Origin of the sequence: Streptomyces curacoi (assembly GCF_001513975.1) — a bacterium.
Taxonomy (GTDB): Bacteria; Actinomycetota; Actinomycetes; order Streptomycetales; family Streptomycetaceae; genus Streptomyces; species Streptomyces curacoi.
On sequence record NZ_KQ947989.1, the window covers coordinates 482,162 to 502,141 of the forward strand.

The following is a 19,980-nucleotide window of genomic DNA, read 5'->3' on the forward strand; positions in this document are numbered from 1 at the left end:
TCCGAAGTCGTCCGTGGGGGCTCAGAAGTCGTCCAAGGGCTCAGTCGTCGAAGTCGCTCTCGAAGTCGTTCTCTGCGTCGTTCTCGAAGTCGTTCTCGAAGTCGTCGATGTCCTCCTGGGTCAGTTCGACCAGGGGCAGGTCCGACGGGGTGAGGCCGCCCGCCGGGGAGGCCTCGGCATGCCGGGCGAAGCCGCGCAGGGCGCGCTCCCAGAGCCCGAGCAGGTCTCCCGCCTCGGACTCGGTCAGGAAGCCGTCCGGCCAGAACGCGGAGACGTGCAGCCGGAGGCCTCCCGCCTCCTCCACGGCCACGGCGTTGATCTCCAGCCCGAAGGCCGCGGGCCGCCCCCTCTCCGGCGGCACGCGCAGCATCGGGGCCTCGGGGGCCAGTTCCCAGGGCTCGCCGGCGGCGTCGGACGCGGTGAAGCGCCCGAGGTAGTTGAAGAGGAGCTGCGGCTGCGGCAGTTTCTCCAGGGCGGGCGCGGTGTCGGGGTTGAGGTGGCGCAGCAGGCCGTAGCCGAGGCCGTGGTCCGGTACGGCGCGCAGCTGTTCCTTGATCCGCTTGAGTGCCGTGCCCGCGGCCGGACCACCGGACAGCGCCTCGTCGAGGTCCAGCGGGCCGGAGTCGATGCCGACCGGGTGGAACGTGGTGAACCAGCCGACCGTGGCCGACAGATCGACGCCCTCGGCGATGTCCTCCGCACGCCCGTGCCCCTCCAGGCCGACCAGCAGCGAACGGCCGGTCGGCTCGCTGCGCCGCTCCCGCCAGGCCGCCGCGGCGAGCGCGAGGGCGGTGAGCAGGACGTCGGGGACGGCGGCGTGGTAGGCGGCGGGCACCGAGGTGAGGAGGGGGGCGGTGACCTCGTCCGGAAGGGCGAGGGTGCGTTCGCGCAGGCTCCCCGCGGTGCCGAGGTCACGCTCCAGGAAGGGGCGTGACCTTTCCAACTTGCCGGTCCACCAGGCGAGTTCGCGTACTCGCTCGGGCTTGCTCGCCTCTTCGACCAGCAGCCTGCTCCAGGTGCGGAAGGAGGTGCCGGAGCGTGGGAGGGGCCGGCCCGACCGCCATGCCTCCGCCAGGTCGGAGGCGATGATCCGCCAGGACACGCCGTCGACGACCAGGTGGTGGGCGACGAGGAGCAGCCGGCCGGAGTCGGTGAACCAGACGGCCTGGAACATGCGCCCGGCCGCCGGGTCGAGCCGGGCCACGGCGGCGGCCAGCTGATCGTCGAGCGCCGCGTCCCGCACTCGGCTCAGCAGTTCGCACGCCCGCACCGCTCCTTCGCCAGGCACGGCCAACTTGTCCGTGAGCCGGGCGCGGAGCATGTCGTGGCGGTCCAGCACCGCTTGGAGTGCGCCGACGGCGGCGTCGTACGTGAGATCCGGCGGGGTGACGAGCAGGACCGCCTGGGCTAGACCGGCGTAGGAGCCGTCGGGTCCTGCCGTCCAGCGCATGATCGGGGTGAGTTCCGCCTCGCCGACCGGCTCGTCCACGAGGGCGGTGTCGGTGCGCTCGGCGGAGGCGGCCAGCCCGGCCGGGGTCGGCGTCTGGAACACCTGCCGCGGCCTGAGGGCGATCCCGGCCTTGCGGGCCAGGGTCACCAGCCGGATGGAGACGATGCTGTCGCCGCCGAGCTCGAAGAAGTTGTCGTCGACGTCGACGCGCCCCAGCCCGAGGACGGAGGCGAACAACTCGCAGAGCCGCCGCTCGCGTTCGTTCGCGGGCACCCGTGTCGGCGCTGAGGAGGTCGCTGTCTCGGGCGCGGGCAGTGAACCGCGGTCGACCTTGCCGGAGGGCAGCAGCGGGAAGGCGTCGAGGGCGGTGAGCGTGCGCGGCACCATGTGCTCGGGCAGTCGTTCCCGGAGCCAGCCGTGCAGGTCGCCGAGGGCGTGGGCGGCCAGGTAGTACCCGGCGAGCTGCTTGACGCCGGGGGCGTCCTCCCGGATCGTCACCACGCCGCGCCGGACGCCCGGGTGCTGTTCGAGGATCGCCTCGATCTCCTCCAGCTCGACGCGCATGCCGCGGATCTTGACCTGGTTGTCCGCCCGGCCGAGGAACTCCAGGGTGCCGTCGCGCTGCCACCTCACCAGGTCGCCGGTGCGGTAGAGGCGCTCGCCGGGCGGGCCGAACGGGTCGGCCACCCAGTGGTCGGCGGTGCGGCGGGGGTCGTTCACATAGCCGCGGCCGAGGTAGACGCCGCCGGCGTACAGCTCGCCGGGCACCCCGACCGGCACCGGCTGCAGCCGGTCGTCCAGGACGTACAGCCGGGTGTTGCCGTTGGGCCGCCCGATGGAGACGGCGCTGCGGATGGCGCCGGTGCGGTAGACGACGTGGCTGACGCCGATGGTGGCCTCGGCCGGTCCGTACCCGTGGTACATCACCGCGGGGCTCGCGGCGCGGAAGCGGGCGAACAACTCGGGGGTGAGCACCTCGCCGCCGCACCACACGTGCTTGAGGGAGCGGGCCCGGCGGGCGAAGCCGTCCAGTTCCAGCAGCAGGTCGAGCATCGAGGAGACGAGGTAGGTGAAGGTGACCCGGTGGCGTTCGACGGTGTCGAGCAGGTAGTCGACGTCGCGTTCGCCGCCGGGTTCGGCGATCACCACGCGGCCGCCGTTCACCAGCGGCAGGAAGATCTCGTTGATGGAGATGTCGAAGCCGAGCGGCGCCTTGAACAGGGCCGCGTCTCCCGTGCCGAAGCCGAGCAGCTCGCGCTGCCACAGCAGCCGGTGCGCGATGGCCCGGTGACGGATCATGGCGCCCTTGGGGACGCCGGTGGAGCCGGAGGTGTAGATGACGTACGCGAGCCCTTCGGGATCGACGGGGACGGCCGGGTTGTCCGGGTCCTCGGGGCCGTCCAGGCCCACCTCCAGGAACGGTGGGGCGTCCTCCCCAAAGACCGTTGCGTCACCCGGCTTGCCCAGCACGGCCGTCAACGCCGCGCTCCGGCACACCTCGGCGATCCGCCGCGCCGGCCAGGACGGCTCCAGCGGGACGAACGCCCCGCCCGCCTTCAGCACGGCGAGCAGTCCCACGACCATCTCCACCGAGCGTTCGAGATGGATGCCGACGCAGCGCTCGGGCCCGACTCCCAGCGAGCCCAGTTGCCGGGCCAGGGCGTTGGCACGGGCGTTGAGCTCGCCGTACGTCAGTGTCGTACCGCCCTCGATGCCGTACTCCACGGCGGGGAGGTCGGGAGTGCTCGCCGCCTGTTCCTCGACGAGTGCGGTCAGGGTGGTGGCCGGCATGGGGTGCGCGGTGTCGTTCCACTCCCCCAGCATCAGGGCACGCTCGCGCGGGGTGAGGACGTCGGCCAGGGCCACGGGCAGGTCGGGCCGCGTCGCGAGGTCGCCGACGAGCCGCACGAACCGCTCGACCATGGCCTCGGCGGTGTCGTCGTCGTACAGGTCGCGGCTGAAGACGAGCGAGCCGGTGATGCCGCCGCCGTCCGCCCGCTCGAAGAGGTGGAAGGCGAGATCGGTCTTGGCGGTGTAGAAGTCGACGCGCAGTTCGCTGAGCGCCAGTCCCGCGAAGTCCCTTTCCTCCTGCGGGGCTTGCTGGTGGGCCAGCATCACCTGGAACAGCGGGTGCCGGCCCATCGAGCGCGCCGGGGCGAGGGCGTCCACCAGCCGCTCGAACGGCAGCTCCTGGTGGGCGTAGGCGTCGACGTCGGTCTCGCGCACCCGGGCGAGCACGGTCCTGAACGTCGGATCGCCGGAGACGTCGGTGCGCAGCACCAGGGTGTTGACGAAGAGCCCCACGAGGTCGTCGAGGGCCGCGTCGCCCCGCCCGGCGACCGGGGTGCCGAGGGGGATGTCGTCGCCGGCGCCCAGACGGCGGAGCAGCACGGCGAGGGCGGCCTGGAGCGCCATGAAGACGGTGCCGCCGGCCTCCGCGGCCAGGTCACGCAGCCTGCCGTGGATCCCGGCGTCGAGGGTGAAGTCGACGGCACCGGCCCGGTATCCGGCGACGGCGGGACGGGGCCGGTCGACGGGGAGCTGGAGTTCCTCGGGCAGTCCCTCCAACCGCCGTGTCCAGTAGTCCAGTTCCGCCTCGGCGACACCACCGTCTTCGAGCAGCTGCCGCTGCCACAGCGTGTAGTCGGCGTACTGCACGGCGAGCGGCGGCCATGCGGGGCGGGCGCCGCGCAGCCGGGCCGCGTAGGCCGTCTCCAGGTCGCGCAGCAGCGGCTCCGCCGACCAGCCGTCGGTGGCGATGTGGTGGACGAGCAGCAGCAGGACGTGCTCGTCGGGGGCGAGGGCGTACAGCGTGGCCCGTACGGGGATCTCGGCGTCCAGCGCGAAGCAGTACGCGGCGGCCTCGCGCAGCAGGGCGTCGAGTTCCCCGGGCCGGGCCGGCACCACCTCGAAGGGCACGGCCGCGTCCGTGAGGACCGTCTGCCGGGGGGTGCCGTCGTGGTCGGGGAAGATCGTGCGCAGCGCCTCATGGCGGCCCACGACGTCGTCGAGCGCGGCTTGCAGCGCGTCGGCGTCGAGTTGTCCGGTGAGCCTGACGGCCGTGTGGATGTTGTACGTCGGGCTCGGCCCCTCCAGCCGGTACAGGAACCACAGCCTGGCCTGGGCGGAGGACAGCGGCACCGGGTCGGGTCGCCGGGCCGGCCGCGGCGCGGGGCGCCGCTCGGCGGGCGAGGCCGTCAGGAGCGGGGCGAGCGCGGCCACGGTCGGGGTGTCGAAGACGGCCCGCAGGGGGACGACGGCCCCCAGCTCGGCCCGGATGCGGGCGACCAGTCGGGTGGCCAGGACAGAGTGGCCGCCGAGGGCGAAGAACTCGTCGTGGACACCGACGGAGGGCAGCCCGAGGAGGTCGGCGAACAGGGCGCAGAGCGTGGCCTCCGCCCCGGTGCGGGGGGCGGTGGCGGTGGTGAGGTGGGAGAGGTCGGGGGCGGGCAGGGCCGCGCGGTCGAGCTTGCCGTTGGGGGTCAGGGGCAGGTCGTCGAGGAGTACGACGGCGGCGGGCAGCAGGTGGTCCGGGAGCGTCGCCCTGAGGTCCCGCCTGACCGCCGGCGGGTCCAGCGAGGTGCCGGGCTGCGGCACGGCGTACGCCACCAGCCTCGGCTCCCCCGGCTGGTCCTGGCGCACGGTCACCGCGGCCTGGGAGACTCCGGGCAGCGCGGCGACGGCGGCCTCGGTCTCGCCCGGCTCGACGCGGAAGCCCCGGATCTTGACCTGGTCGTCGGACCGGCCGAGGAACTCCAGCGCGCCCCGCGCGGTCCGGCGCACCAGGTCGCCGGTGCGGTACAGGCGGGCGCCGGGCGGGCCGTAGGGGTCGGCGACGAAGCGGCCGGCGGTCAGGCCGGGGCGGCGGTGGTAGCCACGGGCCAGCTGGGCGCCGCCCAGGTAGAGCTCGCCGGGGATGCCCGGCGGTACCGGGCGCAGGAAGTCGTCCAGGACGAGGCAGCGGGTGTTCCACACCGGGCGGCCGATCGGCACGGAACCGGCGGCGGACCTCGTCCCCTCGGCACACGGCCAGGCCGTGACGTCCACGGCGGCCTCGGTGGGGCCGTACAGGTTGTGCAGCTCGGTGCCGGGCAGCGACTCGGCGCAGCGGTCGGCGAGTTCGGAGGGCAGGGCCTCGCCGCTGCACACGATCCTGCGCAGGACGCCGCGCGCCTGCTCGGCGGCGGGGTCGTCGAGGAAGACGCGGAGCAGCGAGGGGACGAAGTGCGCGGTCGTCACCCGCCGGTCGTGGATCAGCTCGGCGAGGTAGCCGGGGTCGCGGTGGCCGCCGGGGCGGGCGAGCACCAGCACGGCCCCGGTGATCAGCGGCCAGAAGAACTCCCAGACGGAGACGTCGAAGCTCGCCGGTGTCTTCTGCAGCACGCGGTCGTGCGGACCGAGTCCGTACGTCCGCTGCATCCACAGCAGCCGGTTGACGATCCCCGCCTGCGGGACGACGGCCCCCTTGGGGCGGCCGGTGGAGCCGGAGGTGTAGATGACGTAGGCGGGGTGCTCGGGGCGCAGCGGCCGGAGGCGGTCTTGGTCGGTGGGCTCGGCGGAGTCGAAGGCGGCGGTCTGCGCGGCCGTGGTCTCCGCGTCGAGCAGGAGCAGCGGTACTGCGGGCGGCAGTGTCCGGGCGGTGTCCTTGGCCGTCAGCACCAGCGTCGGCGCGGCGTCCTCCACCATGAACGCCAGCCGCTCGGCCGGGTAGCCGGTGTCCAGCGGGACGTAGGCGGCGCCCGCCTTGAGCACCGCGAGCAGCGCCACCACCAGGTCGCTTCCGCGGTCCAGGGCCACGCCCACCAGGTGCTCGGGGCCCACGCCACGGGAGATCAGCAGCCGGGCGAGACGGTTGGCGCGGGTGTGCAGGCCGGCGTAGTCGAGTGCGGGTGAGCCGTCGTCGGCGACGAGGGCGGGCGCGTCGGGGGTGTGTGCGGCCTGCCGGGCGAGAAGGTCGGTGAGGTGGGCGGCGGGGACCGGGTGGTCGGTGGCGTTCCACTCCTCCAGGACCCGGCGCTGCTCCGGCTCGGTCATCAACGGGAGCCGGGAGACGGCGAGTTCGGGGTCGGTGAGGGCGGCGTCGAGGAGTGTCTCCAGGTGCCGGAGCAGCCGGTCGACGGTGCCCGGTGTGAAGAGGGCGCTGCGGTAGGTGGCCTCGATCCGCAGTCGGCCGCCGGTGAGGAACGCCTCCAGGGAGAGGTCGAACTGGGTGGTGTCGTTGTGGACGGTCTCCCATTCGGCGGTCACACCTGGCAGCCGCGGCCCTTCGAGTCCCTGGGTGAGGAAGAGAAGCATGACGTCGAAGTAGACGGACCGGCCGGGCTGTCGTTCCGGCTTCAGCCGCTCGACCAGCTTGTCGAAGGGCATGTCCTGGTGGGCGTAGCCGTCGGTGCACACCTGGCGTGCGCGCTCGACGAGTTCGGCGAAGCCGGGGTCGCCGTCCAGGTCGGCGCGCAGGGCGAGCGTGTTGCCGAAGTTGCCGATCAGCTTTTCGAGGCCGGGGAGGTCGCGGTTCATGACGGCCGAGCCGATCGGGATGTCGGTGGCGCCGGTGGTGCGGTGCAGCAGGGCCGCCAGGGCCGCGAACAGCACCATGAACGGGGTCGCTCCCGCGCCCCGCGCGAAGGCGGTGAGCCGGTCGGTGACATCGGGGGCGAAGGTGTGGAAGCGGCGGTCGCCGTGCGCGGTGGGGCGGGCGGTGCGCGGGGCGTCGGTCGGGAGGGCGAGGGGGCGGGGCGGGGGCACCAGGGTGGTGCGCCAGTGGTCGAGGTGCTCGGCCAGTCGTTCGTCGGTCCAGGTGGTGCGCTGCCAGAGCGCGAAGTCGCCGTACTGAAGGGGGAGTTGGCCGAGGCCCGAGGGGCGGCCGGTGGTCGCCGCGCGGTAGAGGGCGCTCAGGTCGCTGGAGAGCGCGTTGAACGTCCCTCCGTCCCAGGCGATGTGATGGACCGTCAGGACGAGTGTGTGGTCCTGCTCCGCGCGATGGATGAGCAGGGCGCGCAGCGGGTGGTCGGTGGCGAGGTCGAAGGGGGTCGCCGAGGCGGTCCTGGCCAGTTCCGCCGCCCGGCGGTCCCGCTCCTCCTCTGGCAGGCCCCTTAGGTCGGCCGTGGCGAGAGCCACCGCCGCCGCGGCGTCGACGACCTGCTCGGGGATGCCGTCCCCGGCGGCTGGGTACCGGGTGCGCAGCACCTCGTGCCGTTCGATCAGCCCCTGGAGGGCCGTGTGCAGGGCGGCCGGGTCGAGGGGACCGCGCAGGCGGATGGCGAGGCAGACGTTGTAGGCGGGGCCGGCCGGGTCGAGCTGCTGGAGCAGCCACATCCGCGACTGGGCGTACGACAGCGGCAGCGGGGCCGAGTCCGCCGGCCGGCGCGGTATCCGTTCGGAGCGGGCCGCGGCGTCGGCCAGACCGGCGCTCTCCAGCCTGCGGCGCAGCAGTTCGCGCTTGCGTGCCGCGAGGTCGGCGGTGGGGGTCTCCGTCACTGGTCTCCGCCTTTCAGGAGCCGTTCGAGGGACGTGGTCCAGAGCCCGGCCAGCCGTTGGATCTCGGTCTCGGCGAAGAGCCGTTCCGGCCACTGCCAGCACACCGAGAGTTCCGTTCCGGTGATCACCGCGTCGACGGCGAGGGCGTGGGCGACGGGCATGCCGGGGTCGGCGCCGCTGCCCATGGCTCCGGTCTCGGGTGCGCTGGTGAACACGGCGGTCTCCCGCCGCTCGCCCAGCGTCATCCGGCCCAGGTAGCCGAACTGGATCTGGGGCTCGGCGAGTCGGGACAGTTCCGCGGCCGTGTCCGGGTGGAGGTGGCGGAGCAGGCCGTACCCGATCCCCTGGTCGGGCGGGGCGGCCAGCTGCTCGCGGATCCGCCGCACCTGGTCCGCTTCGGGTGGGGCGCCCGCCTCCAGCCGGACCGGGAAGGCGCTGGTGAACCAGCCGAGGGTGCTGGACAGGTCGGCGCCGGGCAGGAGGTGCTCGGCACGGCCGTGGCCCTCCAGGGCGATCAGCACTGAGGGATCGGGTGTGCTCCGCCAGGCCGGTACGGCCAGGGCCAGTGCGGTCAGCAGCACCTCCTGGACGGAGGCGAGGGATGTGGTGGTCAGGGGTGCGGTGATGTCCGGGCCCAGGGTGGTCCAGTGCCTGCGGATCGTGGCCCTGGTGTCGCGGGCCGGGTCCAGCGGTGCGGCTCCCAGGGGCGGTTCGGGCCGGGCCAGCATCCCCTTCCAGAAGGCGAGTTCGGCCGACCGGCCGGGCGCCAGCTCCCGCAGCGACCGCGCCCATTCGCGGAACGACGTGCCGGCCGGTGACAGCTGCCTGCCCTCCCAGGCCGCGGCCAGATCGGCGACCAGCACACCCCAGGACGCCGCGTCGGTCACCAGGTGGTGCAGCACGACCAGGATCCGCCCCTCGCGCCCCGGCCCGGCGTCGAACCACAGGAACCGCGCCACCGCCCCGGCCGCCGGATCGAGCTCGGCCACCAGCTCGTCGAACGCCTCCGGCACCAGCGCGCCGATCGCCGTGTGGTCCAGCCGCTCGGCGTCGACGCGCCGTACGCAGTCGGCGGCGCGGGCCGCGCCCACGGGGGCGGCGTGGAAGCGCCAGGTGCCGTCCTCGGCGCGGGCGAACGTGGCGCGGAGCAGGTCGTGCCGGTCCAGGACGGACTGTACGGTGCGGTGCAGGCCGTCGAGGTCCATGCCGGGCGGGGTCCGCAGGAAGCGCGCCTGGCTGAGTGCGCGGAAGGGGTGGCCCCGCTCGGTGAGCCGGGTCAGCGTCGGGGTGAGCGGTATGGCGCCGGTTCCCGCGTCGGCGTCGGTCGCCTGGCGGGGGGCGGCGCCCGCCCGTTCGGCGAGTTCCGCGATGGTGGGCCGCTCGAACACATCACGCGGCGAGATCGCCAGCCCGGCCGCCCGTGCCTGGCTCACCAGCCGCATGGACACGATGCTGTCGCCGCCGAGCGCGAAGAAGCTGTCGTGCACCCCGACCGTGTCCAGCCCGAGCACCTCGGCGAACAGCCCGGCGAGGCGCTCCTCGGCCGGGTTGCGGGGCGGCTGCGCGGCCGGCCCCGCGGTCCGGGACGGCGGCGGAAGGGCGGCGGTGTCCAGCTTGCCGTTGAGGGTGAGCGGGAAGCCGTCCACCGGGACGAACGCCGACGGCACCATGTAGTCGGGCAGTACGGCGGCCACGGCCCGGCGCAGCAGCTCCGCCGTCTCCTCGGCAGGCGGCACGGACAGGACGACGTAGGCGACCAGGCGCCGCACCCCGGGCGTGTCCTCACGGACGACGACCGCCGCCCGCTCCACCGGCCCGTGCTCCAGCAGCACCGCCTCGATCTCGCCGGGTTCGATCCGGTAGCCCCTGATCTTGACCTGGTCGTCGACCCGGCCCAGGCACTCCACCAGGCCGTCCTCGGTCCAGCGGGCGATGTCGCCCGTGCGGTACATGCGGGCACCGGGGTCGCCGCCGAAGGGGTCGGCGACGAAACGGCTCGCGGTGGCGGCCGGTTGACCGAGGTAGCCCCGGGCCAGGCCGGCGCCCGCCACGTACAGCTCGCCCTCGACGCCGACGGGTACGGGGTTGAGGTGCCCGTCGAGGATATACAGGGTGCCGCCCGCCACGGGCCGGCCGATCGCGGGCCGCTCACTGCGGGCGAGGTCGCAGTCGGCCGAGTCGACGGTGCATTCGGTGGGGCCGTACAGGTTGTGCGCGGCCAGGCCGTCGGTCTCCCGCAGAGTGCGCCACAGGTCCGGCGGTACGGCCTCGCCACCGACGCCCAGCACCTTCAGTTCGGCCTTCCAGTCACCGCCTTGGGCGACCAGCTCACCGAGCAGGGAGGGGGACAGCTCGATGAACTCGATGCCGTGCCGGGCGAGGAAGACGCGCAGGGCCGCGGGGTCTCGGCGGACGTCCTCGGGGACCATGTGCAGCTCGTGGCCGGCGAACATCCACAGCATGGGCTGCCAGGAGGCGTCGAAGGCGATGGGCCAGGCGTGCCCGACGCGGAGGGGGCGGCCTCCGGCCGCTTGGCACGCCGGTGTGTGCAGGGCGGCGTGGTGGGCGGTGAAGAGGTTGGCGATGGCTCGCTGCGGGATGACCACGGCCTTGGGGCGGCCGGTGGAGCCGGAGGTGTAGATGACGTAGGCGGGGTGTTCGGGAAGCAGCGGGCGGATCCGGTCGGCGTCGGTGAGGTCGGAACCGTCCCGGTCGTTGAGGGGCGGGTCGTCCAGGAGGAGGGTCGGCACCTCGCACACGGGCGCCGTCTCACGGGTGGCCAGCAGAGCGACGGGAGCCGCGTCGGCGAGCATCCCCGCGATCCGCTCCCGCGGCCATGCCGGATCCAGCGGCAGATAGGCCGCGCCCGCCTTCTGGATCGCGAGGAGTGCGGTCATGGTGTCCGGAGTCGGCGGCAGAGCGAACGCGACGATCCGCTCCGGCGCGGCACCCGACTCGACCAGGCGGCGGGCGAGTCGGTTGGCCGCGGTGTTCAACTCCGCGAACGTCAGACTGCGCCCGTCCCCGACCACCGCCACCGCGTCCGGAGTACGAGCCGCCTGCGCCTCGAACACCTCCGGCATCGTCCGGTACGGCACCGGCAGCCGCTCCCCGACCCCGCCCGTCAGCAGCGCGTGCCGCTCCTCGGGCGCCAGGACGTCCAGTGCGGCCAGGGGGACGTCGGGGTCGGCCGGCACGGCCTCCACCAGCCGCTCGAAGCGTTCGGCCAGGCGCTCCACCGCCGCGCGGTCGTAGCAGTCGGGGCGGAACTCGAAGACGATCCCGAGCCGTTGCTCGGCCAGCACGGCCAGGGTCAGCGGATAGTGGGTGGCGCCCGTGCCCTTGACCTCGACGATCCGCAGTCCGGCGGCTGCCTCGGCCTCGGCCACCGAGGCCTCGTCGATCGGGTAGTTCTCGAAGACCAGCAGGGTGTCGAAGAGGTCGCCCGCGCCGGCGAGGCGCTGGATCTCGGTGAGGCCGAGATGCTGATGGCCCATCAGCCGCGCCTGCTCGTCCTGGAGTCGGCGCAGGAAGGAACCGGCGCGCTCGCCGGGCGGGACGGTCACCCGGACCGGCACCGTGTTGATGAACAGGCCGATCATGGACTCGACACCGGCGAGTTCGGCGGGCCGCCCCGCCACGGTCGCCCCGAACACCACGTCGTCGCGGCCGGTCAGCCTCACCAGCAGCAGCGCCCACAGCCCCTGCACGACCGTGTTGACCGTGATGCCCCGGCTCCTCGCGAACTCCTTTATGCGGCCGGTCAGTTCCTCGGTCAGCCGCAGGGTGTGCAACTCGGGCGGCACCGGGACCAGCCCGGCGGCCGAGGGCGCCAGCACCGTCGGCGCCACCCCTGCCAGGGCCTCCCGCCAGGCGTCGGCGGAGGCCTCCCGGTCCCGGCTGGCGAGCCAGGCCAGGAAGTCCCGGTACGGCCGTACGGCGGGCAGCGGGGCCGTGGCGCCGGGGGCGAGCTGGGCGGCGTAGAGCTGGAGCAGTTCGCGGACCAACAGGGGGATGGACCAGCCGTCCATGAGGAGGTGGTGGTTGGTGAGCACCAAGCGCCACTGGTCGGGGGCGAGTTGGACGAGGGTGAGGCGCAGCAGTGGTGGGTCGGTGAGGTCGAAGCGGGCGGTGGCGTCCGCTTCGACGATCCGGGTCAGCGCCTGCTCGTCGGGGACTGCCGCTTCGGTCCAGGGGACGGGGACCTGCTTGAGCACCACCTGCACCGGTTCGTCCAGGTCCTCGTGCAGGAAGGCGCTGCGCAGGTTGGCGTGCCGGGCGAAGAGTTCCTCGGCGGCGGTGCGCAGCAGGCCGGGGCGCAGGGGGCCCTCGATCTCCACCAGGGACTGCATGGTGTAGACGTCCTGGGCGCCCTCGTCGAACAGGGCGTGGAAGAGCAGGCCCTGCTGGAGCGGGGAGAGCGGCCAAACGTCCTCGACCAGGGAGCCGTCGTCCCCGGGTGCCTTGCTCATCGAGTCCTCCACCTCGCCTTGACGTTGTCGAGCTGCGACTGGCTGAGTGACACCAGCGGGGCGCCGGACGGAGTGAACTCCTCGGGCCCGGGGCCGGTTTCGTCGGGCAGTGCGCGGGCGAGCCCGGCCGGGGTGCGGTGGGTGAAGACGTCCCGTGGGGACAGGGTGAGCCCGGCCCTGCGGGCCCGGTCGGCAAGCCGGACCGAGACGATGCTGTCGCCGCCGCGTTCGAAGAAGTCGTCGTGGACACCGACCCGTTCCAGCCCGAGCACCTCGGCGAACAGCCAGCACAGCACCTTCTCCGGTTCGGTGCGCGGCGGTTCGAAGCCTGCCGTGTCCGTGAAGTCCGGGGCGGGCAGGGCGCGCCGGTCGAGTTTGCCGCTGGGGGTGAGCGGCAACTGGTCGAGGAGCACCACGGCCGACGGGACGAGGTGTCCGGGGAGCCGCTCGGCGAGCGTGCGGCGTAAGGCGAGGGGGTCGAGGGCGGCACCGGGGGCCGCCACGACGTAGGCGACCAGGCGTCGGGGTGCCGAGCCGTCCTCGCGCGCCACGACCGCGGCCCGGTCCACTCCCGGCAGCGCCCGGGCCGCCGCCTCGATCTCCCCCGGCTCGACCCGGAAGCCCCTGATCTTGACCTGGTCGTCGGCCCGGCCGAGGAACTCCACCGTGCCGTCGGGCCGGAGCCGCGCCAGGTCGCCGGTGCGGTAGAGGCGGCTGCCCGGCGGCCCGAAGGGGTCGGCGACGAACCGTTCGGCGGTGCGGCCCGGCTGGTGCAGATAGCCGCGGGCCAGTCCGGCTCCGGCCAGGTACAGCTCGCCGACCGCGCCGACGGGGGACGGGCGCAGGAACCGGTCGAGGACGTGGACGCGCGTGTTCGCGATCGGCCGCCCGAGCGGTACCGGGCCCTCGCCGCCGTCGTGGACCTGGATCAGGCTGTCACCGGCCGCCTCGGAGCATCCGTAGAGGTTGACCAGGCGGGCCTGTGGCCAGCGCCGGGTGATCGCGTCGGCCAGTTCGCCCGAGAGGGGTTCGCCGCTGGAGACCCAGGTACGGACGAAGGAGAAGGCGCCCGGCGGGGCTGATTCGACGAGGGTGGTGTAGAAGCTGGGGACGGCGGTGAGGAGGGTGGCCCGGTGGCGGTCGGCGAGTGCGGCGAGGGCCGTGGGGTCGCCGGTCGACTCGTCGTCGGCGAGCGCGACCGCCTCGCCCGCGACGAGGGCGCCGAGCAGTTCGGTGAGGCCGTCGATGAAGCTCAGCGGGCTCTTGGAGACGCGGACGCCGAGTGAGCCGTCCCCCAGCTCCCGGCCCCAGTCGAGCCGGTTGGCCAGGGCCCGCTGGGTTCCGACCACTCCCTTGGGGCGGCCGGTGGTGCCGGAGGTGAAGATGACGTACGCGGGGTGTTCGGGCGACAGGGCCGGTCGCCGGCGTACGGCGGCCTCCGCGTCCGGCGGGCAGACCGACTCCCGTTCGATACGGAGCCGTCGGGCCGTCGGCGGATCACAGATCACCAGCCGGGGTTCGGCGTCGCCGAGCATCAGCGCGATGCGGTCGGGCGGATAGCCCGGGTCGACCGGCATGCAGGCGGCTCCGGCCTTCAGTGCCGCGAGCAGCGCGGTGACCAGCTCGGGACCGCGGGGCAGTGCCACGGCGACCACGGACTCGGGGCCGGCGCCGCGGGCGTTCAGGGCGGCGGCCAACCGGTCGGCGCGGGCGTCGAGTCGGCCGAAGGTCAGGACGGTGTCGCCGTGACGGACGGCCGGGGCGTCGGGGGTGCGGGCCGCCTGGTCCTCGAACAGGGCGCGGACGGTGGGGTGCGGGAGCGGGCGGGCGGTGTCCTGCGCGGGGTGCTCGTCGGCGCGGAGCCCGGCGACGGGGCGGACCGGGTCCTCGGTGAACTCGCCGATCAGCTGCCCGAGTTGGGTGGCGATGCCATTGACTGCGGCCTGGTCCAGGGCACGGGGCTGGTGGCTGAAGGTCAGGGTCAGCCGGGTGCCGGGCAGGGCGGTGAGGGTCAGGGGGTAGTGCGTGGCGTCCCGGACGGAGACCCCTGTCATCCGCGGGCCGTCGGATCCGAGGGCGTGGGCGATGCCGTCGTCGTCGATGGGGTAGCTCTCGAAGACCAGCAGGGTGTCGAAGAGCACGGCGTGGCCGGCGGCCCGCTGGATGTCGGCGAGGCCCAGGTGCTGGTGGCCGAGGAGGGCGGACCGCTCCGACTGGAGCCGCCCGAGCAGGTCCGCGAGCGGCTCCTCGGGCCGCAACCGCACCCGCACGGGCAGGGTGTTGATGAAGAGCCCGACCATCGTCTCGATGCCGGGGACATCGGCGTCGCGGCCGGAGACGGTGGCGCCGAGGACGACGTCCGTGCGGCCGGTCAGCCGGCCGAGCAGGACGGCCCACAGGCCCTGGAGCACCGTGCTGACGGTGACGCCGTGGGCGCGTGCGGCGCCGGTCAGCGCCGAGGTCTGCGCCTCGGAGAGCTCCAGGACCAGCCGCTCGGGCTGCTCGACCGGCCGGTTGCGGGCCTCGGGCGCGATGAGTGACGGTTCGTCGAGTCCGTGCAGGGCGGCCCGCCAGGCCTCCTTCGCGGCCTCGCGGTCCTGGCGGGAGAGCCAGGCCAGGTAGTCGCGGTAGGGCCGTACGGCGGGCAGGGCCGCGGCGTCGCCGCCCGACCGGTACAGCTGGAACAGCTCGCGCACCAGCACGGGCGCGGACCAGCCGTCCCAGAGCAGGTGGTGCGAGGAGATCAGCAGCCGGTGGTCCCGCTCTCCCAATGTCACCAGCCGGAACCGCACGAGCGGCGGGCGGGTCAGGTCGAACCGTTGGTCGCGGTCCTCCCCGAGCAGCCGGTCGAAGGCCGGCTCGCGCTCCCGCGCCGGCAGCGAGCCCAGGTCGGTGAACTGCCACGGGAGGGGGACCGCACTGCTCACCACCTGGACCGCGCGCCCCGAGCGCGTGGTGCGGAAGGCGGCCCGCAGATTGGCGTGCCGGGTGAGCAGCCCGCTGACGGCCAGGCTCATCCGCGACGCGTCCACCGGCCCTTCGAGCCGGATGACCGTCTGGCCGGTGTAGACGTCCCGTGCGCCCTCGTCGTACAGCGCGTGGAAGACCATCCCCTCCTGCATCGGCGACAGGGGGAGGACGTCCTCCACGCCCCGCCGGCCGCCCATCAGCCCTCGGCCCCGCGCATGGCCTCGGCCAGGCTGCGCGGGCGCATGTCCGTCCAGTGCCGCTCGATGTACTCCAGGCAGGCGGCCCGGCCGTCGGGGCCGTGCACCGAGGACCAGCCGTCGGGTACGGGTGCGAAGTCCGGCCACAGGGAGTGCTGGCCCTCGTCGTTGACCAGGACGCGGAAGACACCGCTGTCGTCGTCGAAGGGGTTGGCCATGGCTCAGTTCCTCTCCTGCTCGCCGGACTGACGTCGCGCGGTGTGGGTGAAGGCTCCGGTGAACTGGTCGGCCGCGCCCGGCACCGGTTCGGCGGGGTCGGCGCCCAGCGCGACGATCCGGTTGGCCTTGTCGACGTGGACGACCCGCGGTCGATGGGCGGCGCGCTCGGACTCGTCGAGCACGGCGAAGGACATGATGATCACCAGGTGACCGGGGTGGACGAGATGCGCGGCGGCGCCGTTGATGCCGATGACACCGCTGCCGCGCGCACCGGTGATGGCGTAGGTGGTGAGTCGGGCGCCGTTGTCGATGTCGACGACCTGGACCGCTTCGCCCTCGACGATGTCGGCGGCTTCCATGAGGTCCTGGTCGATCGTCAGGGATCCCACGTAGTGCAGATCTGCCTGGGTGACGGTGGCTCGGTGGATCTTGCCGTTCAGCAAGGTGCGGTGCACCATGACCCCCTGAGGAGACTACTTAGGCGAGGCTAACCTAAATCAATATGGCCGGGTGCGGAAGAATCCGGCGCGGAAGAACCCGGCGCGGATGAACCGCGTGGGGAAGGACCAGGCAGGGAAGGACCGGCCGGGGAAGAGGCGGGCAGGGAAGAACCGGCCGGCAAAGAGCCCTGCAGGGAAGAACCGGCCGGGAAAGAGCCGGGCAGCGAAGAACCGGCCGGGGATGAACCGGGCGCAGAAGACCGGTCGCGGAAGAACTCCAGGAGCACCCGGTTCACTTCGTCCGGCCGCTCCAGATAGCGGTAGTGGCCGCACCCCTTGATCTCCTGATAGACGGCCCCGGGAATCGCGTCGGCGACCTCGCGCCCCAGATGCGGCGGCAGCACGACGTCGTCCGCGAAAGCGACGACCAGGCAGGGCACATCGATGGCCCGGTAGGCCGCCAGCCGCCCCTCCGGGACCTCAAGGTCCAGCTGGGCCCGTACACCGGGCCCGCTCGGCTGCGGCGAGAACTCGAAGAGTTCCAGCCAGTCCTGGATCTGCCGGTCGTCGTCCAGGGTGGCCGGCGACAGGTTCTGCAGGGCCCGGATCCAGGCGGTGCAGGCGGGCGGCAGCTCCGACCCGCAGTCGTACAGGGCACGTTCGGCCCGGGTCATCGCGGCGCGCAGGACGTCCGTACGGCCACGGGTGGCCATCAGTACGCCCTGCCGCACGAGCCGCGGCCGGGCCAGCATCAGTTCCTGCACGACGTACGCCCCCATGGAGACGCCGACGAACCGGCACGATGCGAGACCGAGGTGCTCGGCCAGGCCCGCCGTGTCCGCCACCAGGTCGTCGATGGTGAAGCCCTGCGGACACTCGTCCGTCGGTGGGATGCCCCGGTTGTGGAAGGTGACGACCCGGTACCCGGCGTCGACCAGGGCCGGCACCTGGTGGAGGTGCCAGGCCCGGCCGCCGGCGCCCTGGCCCATCACCAGGACCACCGGCTCGCCGTCGCCGGTGTCCTCGTAGTGGAGCCGGATTCCGTTGATCCGTGCGCTCGGCATGGTGTACCGCCCTGTCGTACGAGCTGGGTCAGTCGGCTGCCGGAGAGGCTTCGGCGGGCGCCGCCCGGTCGTCCCCGCCGGTGTCCGGGGGCCGGCTGAGCGTGGCCTTCCGCAGCCCCGGCATGGCCAGGGCGAGGGCCCCCACACCCGCCAGACAGACCAGTCCGCCGAGCACCACGGCCCCGCTCGACGACCCGAGCGCCCTGGCCACCAGGCCCGCCTCGACGTTGCCGACGGAGGGCCCGGCGGTGGCCTGGGCGAGCCACAGGCTGCCGACCCGGCCCTGGAGGCGGTCCGGTGTGTAGTGCTGGAGCAGGGCCCGGCGCAGGATCTCCGAGGAGGTGTCGCCGAGGCCGGCCAGGGCCAGGAAGGCCAGCGCGAGCCACAGGTCGGGGCTGAGCCCGAAGCAGGTGATCGCCACCCCCCACACCGCGACCGCACCGATCAGCGCCCGCCCGGTGTGGTGCACCCGGCCGGTCCAGCCGCTGGTCAGCGCGCCGAAGAAGGATCCGACGGCGGGGGCGGTGTAGAGCAGTCCGACGGTGGACGGGCCGCCGCCGAAGTGCTCGGTGCCGAGTTCGGGGAAGAGCGCGTACGGCATCGCGAAGACCACCGCGCACACGTCGATCAGCAGCAGTCCGGCCACGACCTGGTTGCCGCGCAGAAAGCGCAGCCCCTCCCCCATCGCCTTCAGCGGATGCTGCGCCTCGGCCGGCCCCTCGGGGGCGAGCTTCGGCAGCGGGGCGAGGAGCGCGAGTCCTACGACGTATATGGCCGCGTCGATCGCGAAGCACAGGGCGACGCCGGGCCCGGCCGCGATCACGCCCGCCAGCGACGGCCCGACCATGCCCCCCAGTTGGGCGGTCAGGGTGGTCAGCGCGCCCGCCGCGGCCAGCTGGCCCGGGGCCACCAGGGCCGGGGTGGCGGCCATCAGGGCGGGGCCGCCCAGGCCGAGGGTGCCGCCCGCCAGGACCGCCGCCACGAAGACGAACCAGACCTGGGGGTCGGGCAGTGCCGCGTTCACCGCGAGACCGGCGATCACCACCGCGGTCACGGCCCGGGTGACGAGCATGATCCGGCGCCGGTCGACCCGGTCGGCGAGCAGGCCGCCCGCGATCAGGCCGACCAGCAGCGACAGGCCCAACACCAGGCTCATCAGGCCGACTTGGACCGATGAGCCGGTGAGGTGGTAGATCTGCAGGCTGGCCGCCACCGAGGTGAGGTGCGTGCCGACCATGGAGATCGCCTGGGTGGCGAAGACCAGCCGGAAGTTCCTGCTGGAGCGCAACGGCGCTACGTCGACGACCACTTCTCCCAGTCGCACGGGCGCCCCTAACCCTGTGCGGGGACGACGTAGGGGGCCACGCTGCGCAGCTTCTCGCAGGTCTCCTCCAGCTCCCGGGCCGGGGTGGACCCGGCGAGGATACCGGCGCCGGCCCGCAGCCAGGTGCGGCCGTCCTCCTCGAAGATGCTGCGCAGCACCAGCGCCGCGTCGAGCGCTCCGTCGCTGCCGGCCCGCAGCACGGCCCCGCTGTAGATGCCGCGCGGCTCCTTCTCCAGCCGGGCGATGCAGTCGAACGCGGGCGCCTTGGGGATGCCGGAGGCGGTCACCGCGGGGAACACCGCCCGCAGGACGTCCCAGGCGGTGGCGGACTCGGCCAGCAGACCGTGCACGCTGGAGCCGAGGTGCTGGACACTGCCGCGCCGGCGGACGCTCAGCAGGTCCCGCACCGAGACCGTGCCCGGCCGGCAGACGGTGGCCATCTCCTCCTCCGCCAGCTTGACCGACAGCACATGCTCGGAGATCTCCTTGGGGTCGGCGAGGAGTTCGGCGCGCAGCCGCTCGTCCTCCTGCTCGCCGAAGCCGTGGGCGCGGGTGCCGGCGAGCGGCTGGGTGACGACCTCGCCGTCCGCGCTGACCTCGGCGACGGTCTCGGGGCTGAATCCGGCGACCCGGCGTCCGCCGAGGTTCAGCAGGAAGGAACGGGCGGGGGTGTTGTGCGAGCGGCCGTGGACGTAGGTGGCGACGAAGTCGACCGGGAAGGGCACGTCCACCGTGCGCGAGAGGATGACCTTCTGCAGGTCGGTCGTCCGTATCTCCTCGATGGCCTGGGCCACGAGGTCGGGGTAACGGCCCTCGGCGTCCGAGACGTCGAGGGGGCGGGGTACGGCGGTGCGGTGGGCGTCGGCGTGGCCGAGTAACCCGACCAGCGCGTCCAGGGTCTCCTGGTCCGCGCTGCGGATGCGGGCGCGGTGCCGGCCGAGCCGCACCTCGCTGTGCGGGACCAGCAGGTGGAGCAGGTCGTCCTCGCCCGCGCGGTCGGGGCGGCCGGCGTGCAGATGGGAGAACTCGAACGCCATCCAGCCGTAGGCGTTCCAGCCCGCCACCGCCAACTGGTCCAGCTGCTGGCGGACTTGGCGCAGCGGATGCGGTCCGAGCGGCGCGGCGGTCTCCTCGGCGAGCCATCGGCGGCGGATCTCGGAGCGGCTGACCAGGATCTCGCCGAGCGCCCCTCCGGCGAACCAGACGTCGCCGTTCTGTTCGTAGATCACGTACTGGTCGAACAAGCCCGACTCCGCCAATTGCGCCGCCAACTGAACGGGGTCTCCCGGCAGTTCCGTCTCCGCGCTCCGATAACGCAGCAAGGACCCACCTCCCTGGACTTAGGTTAACCTAACCTAATCATTTAC

7 protein-coding genes and 1 pseudogene are annotated in these 19,980 nt (G+C 73.5%); all 8 read right to left on the bottom strand.

Annotation, left to right across the window (positions count from 1 at the left end):
- Positions 1 to 40: 40 nt before the first annotated feature.
- Positions 41 to 7,927 carry a non-ribosomal peptide synthetase gene (locus AQI70_RS40690; protein ID WP_062152797.1) on the bottom strand — a complete coding sequence of 2,629 codons (7,887 nt, stop codon included), beginning with the start codon at positions 7,925 to 7,927 and terminating at the stop codon, positions 41 to 43.
- Positions 7,924 to 12,399 (bottom strand): non-ribosomal peptide synthetase, encoded by a 4,476-nt coding sequence (locus AQI70_RS22285; protein ID WP_062152799.1) that lies wholly within the window; start codon positions 12,397 to 12,399, stop codon positions 7,924 to 7,926. Before AQI70_RS22285 ends, AQI70_RS40690 begins: the two co-directional genes overlap by 4 nt.
- Positions 12,396 to 15,566, bottom strand: coding sequence for a non-ribosomal peptide synthetase (locus AQI70_RS22290; protein ID WP_062152801.1), 3,171 nt, complete (start codon positions 15,564 to 15,566; stop codon positions 12,396 to 12,398). The genes AQI70_RS22285 and AQI70_RS22290 overlap by 4 nt, the downstream gene beginning before the upstream one ends.
- Positions 15,566 to 15,784: an MbtH family protein gene (locus AQI70_RS22295; RefSeq protein ID WP_062152803.1), complete on the bottom strand. Its 219-nt coding sequence runs from the start codon at positions 15,782 to 15,784 to the stop codon at positions 15,566 to 15,568. Before AQI70_RS22295 ends, AQI70_RS22290 begins: the two co-directional genes overlap by 1 nt.
- 3 nt (positions 15,785 to 15,787) lie before the next feature.
- On the bottom strand, positions 15,788 to 16,243 hold the full coding sequence (panD, locus tag AQI70_RS22300) for an aspartate 1-decarboxylase (RefSeq protein ID WP_425264627.1): 456 nt from the start codon (positions 16,241 to 16,243) through the stop codon (positions 15,788 to 15,790).
- Between the two features lie 248 nt (positions 16,244 to 16,491).
- Positions 16,492 to 17,289, bottom strand: a pseudogene (locus AQI70_RS22305) (alpha/beta fold hydrolase); the annotation flags it as partial.
- Positions 17,290 to 17,317: 28 nt separating this feature from the next.
- Positions 17,318 to 18,613: an enterobactin transporter EntS gene (gene entS, locus AQI70_RS22310; protein WP_062152807.1), complete on the bottom strand. Its 1,296-nt coding sequence runs from the start codon at positions 18,611 to 18,613 to the stop codon at positions 17,318 to 17,320.
- 8 nt (positions 18,614 to 18,621) lie between these two features.
- Positions 18,622 to 19,935: a salicylate synthase gene (locus AQI70_RS22315; RefSeq protein ID WP_062152809.1), complete on the bottom strand. Its 1,314-nt coding sequence runs from the start codon at positions 19,933 to 19,935 to the stop codon at positions 18,622 to 18,624.
- Between the last annotated feature and the right edge of the window lie 45 nt (positions 19,936 to 19,980).

Coding starts and splice junctions, on each gene's coding strand:
- AQI70_RS22285 (WP_062152799.1), bottom strand. CDS start 12,399: ATGAGCAAGGCACCCGGGGACGACGGCTCCCTGGTCGAGGACGTTTGG.
- AQI70_RS22290 (WP_062152801.1), bottom strand. CDS start 15,566: ATGGGCGGCCGGCGGGGCGTGGAGGACGTCCTCCCCCTGTCGCCGATG.
- AQI70_RS22295 (WP_062152803.1), bottom strand. CDS start 15,784: ATGGCCAACCCCTTCGACGACGACAGCGGTGTCTTCCGCGTCCTGGTC.
- panD (WP_425264627.1), bottom strand. CDS start 16,243: ATGGTGCACCGCACCTTGCTGAACGGCAAGATCCACCGAGCCACCGTC.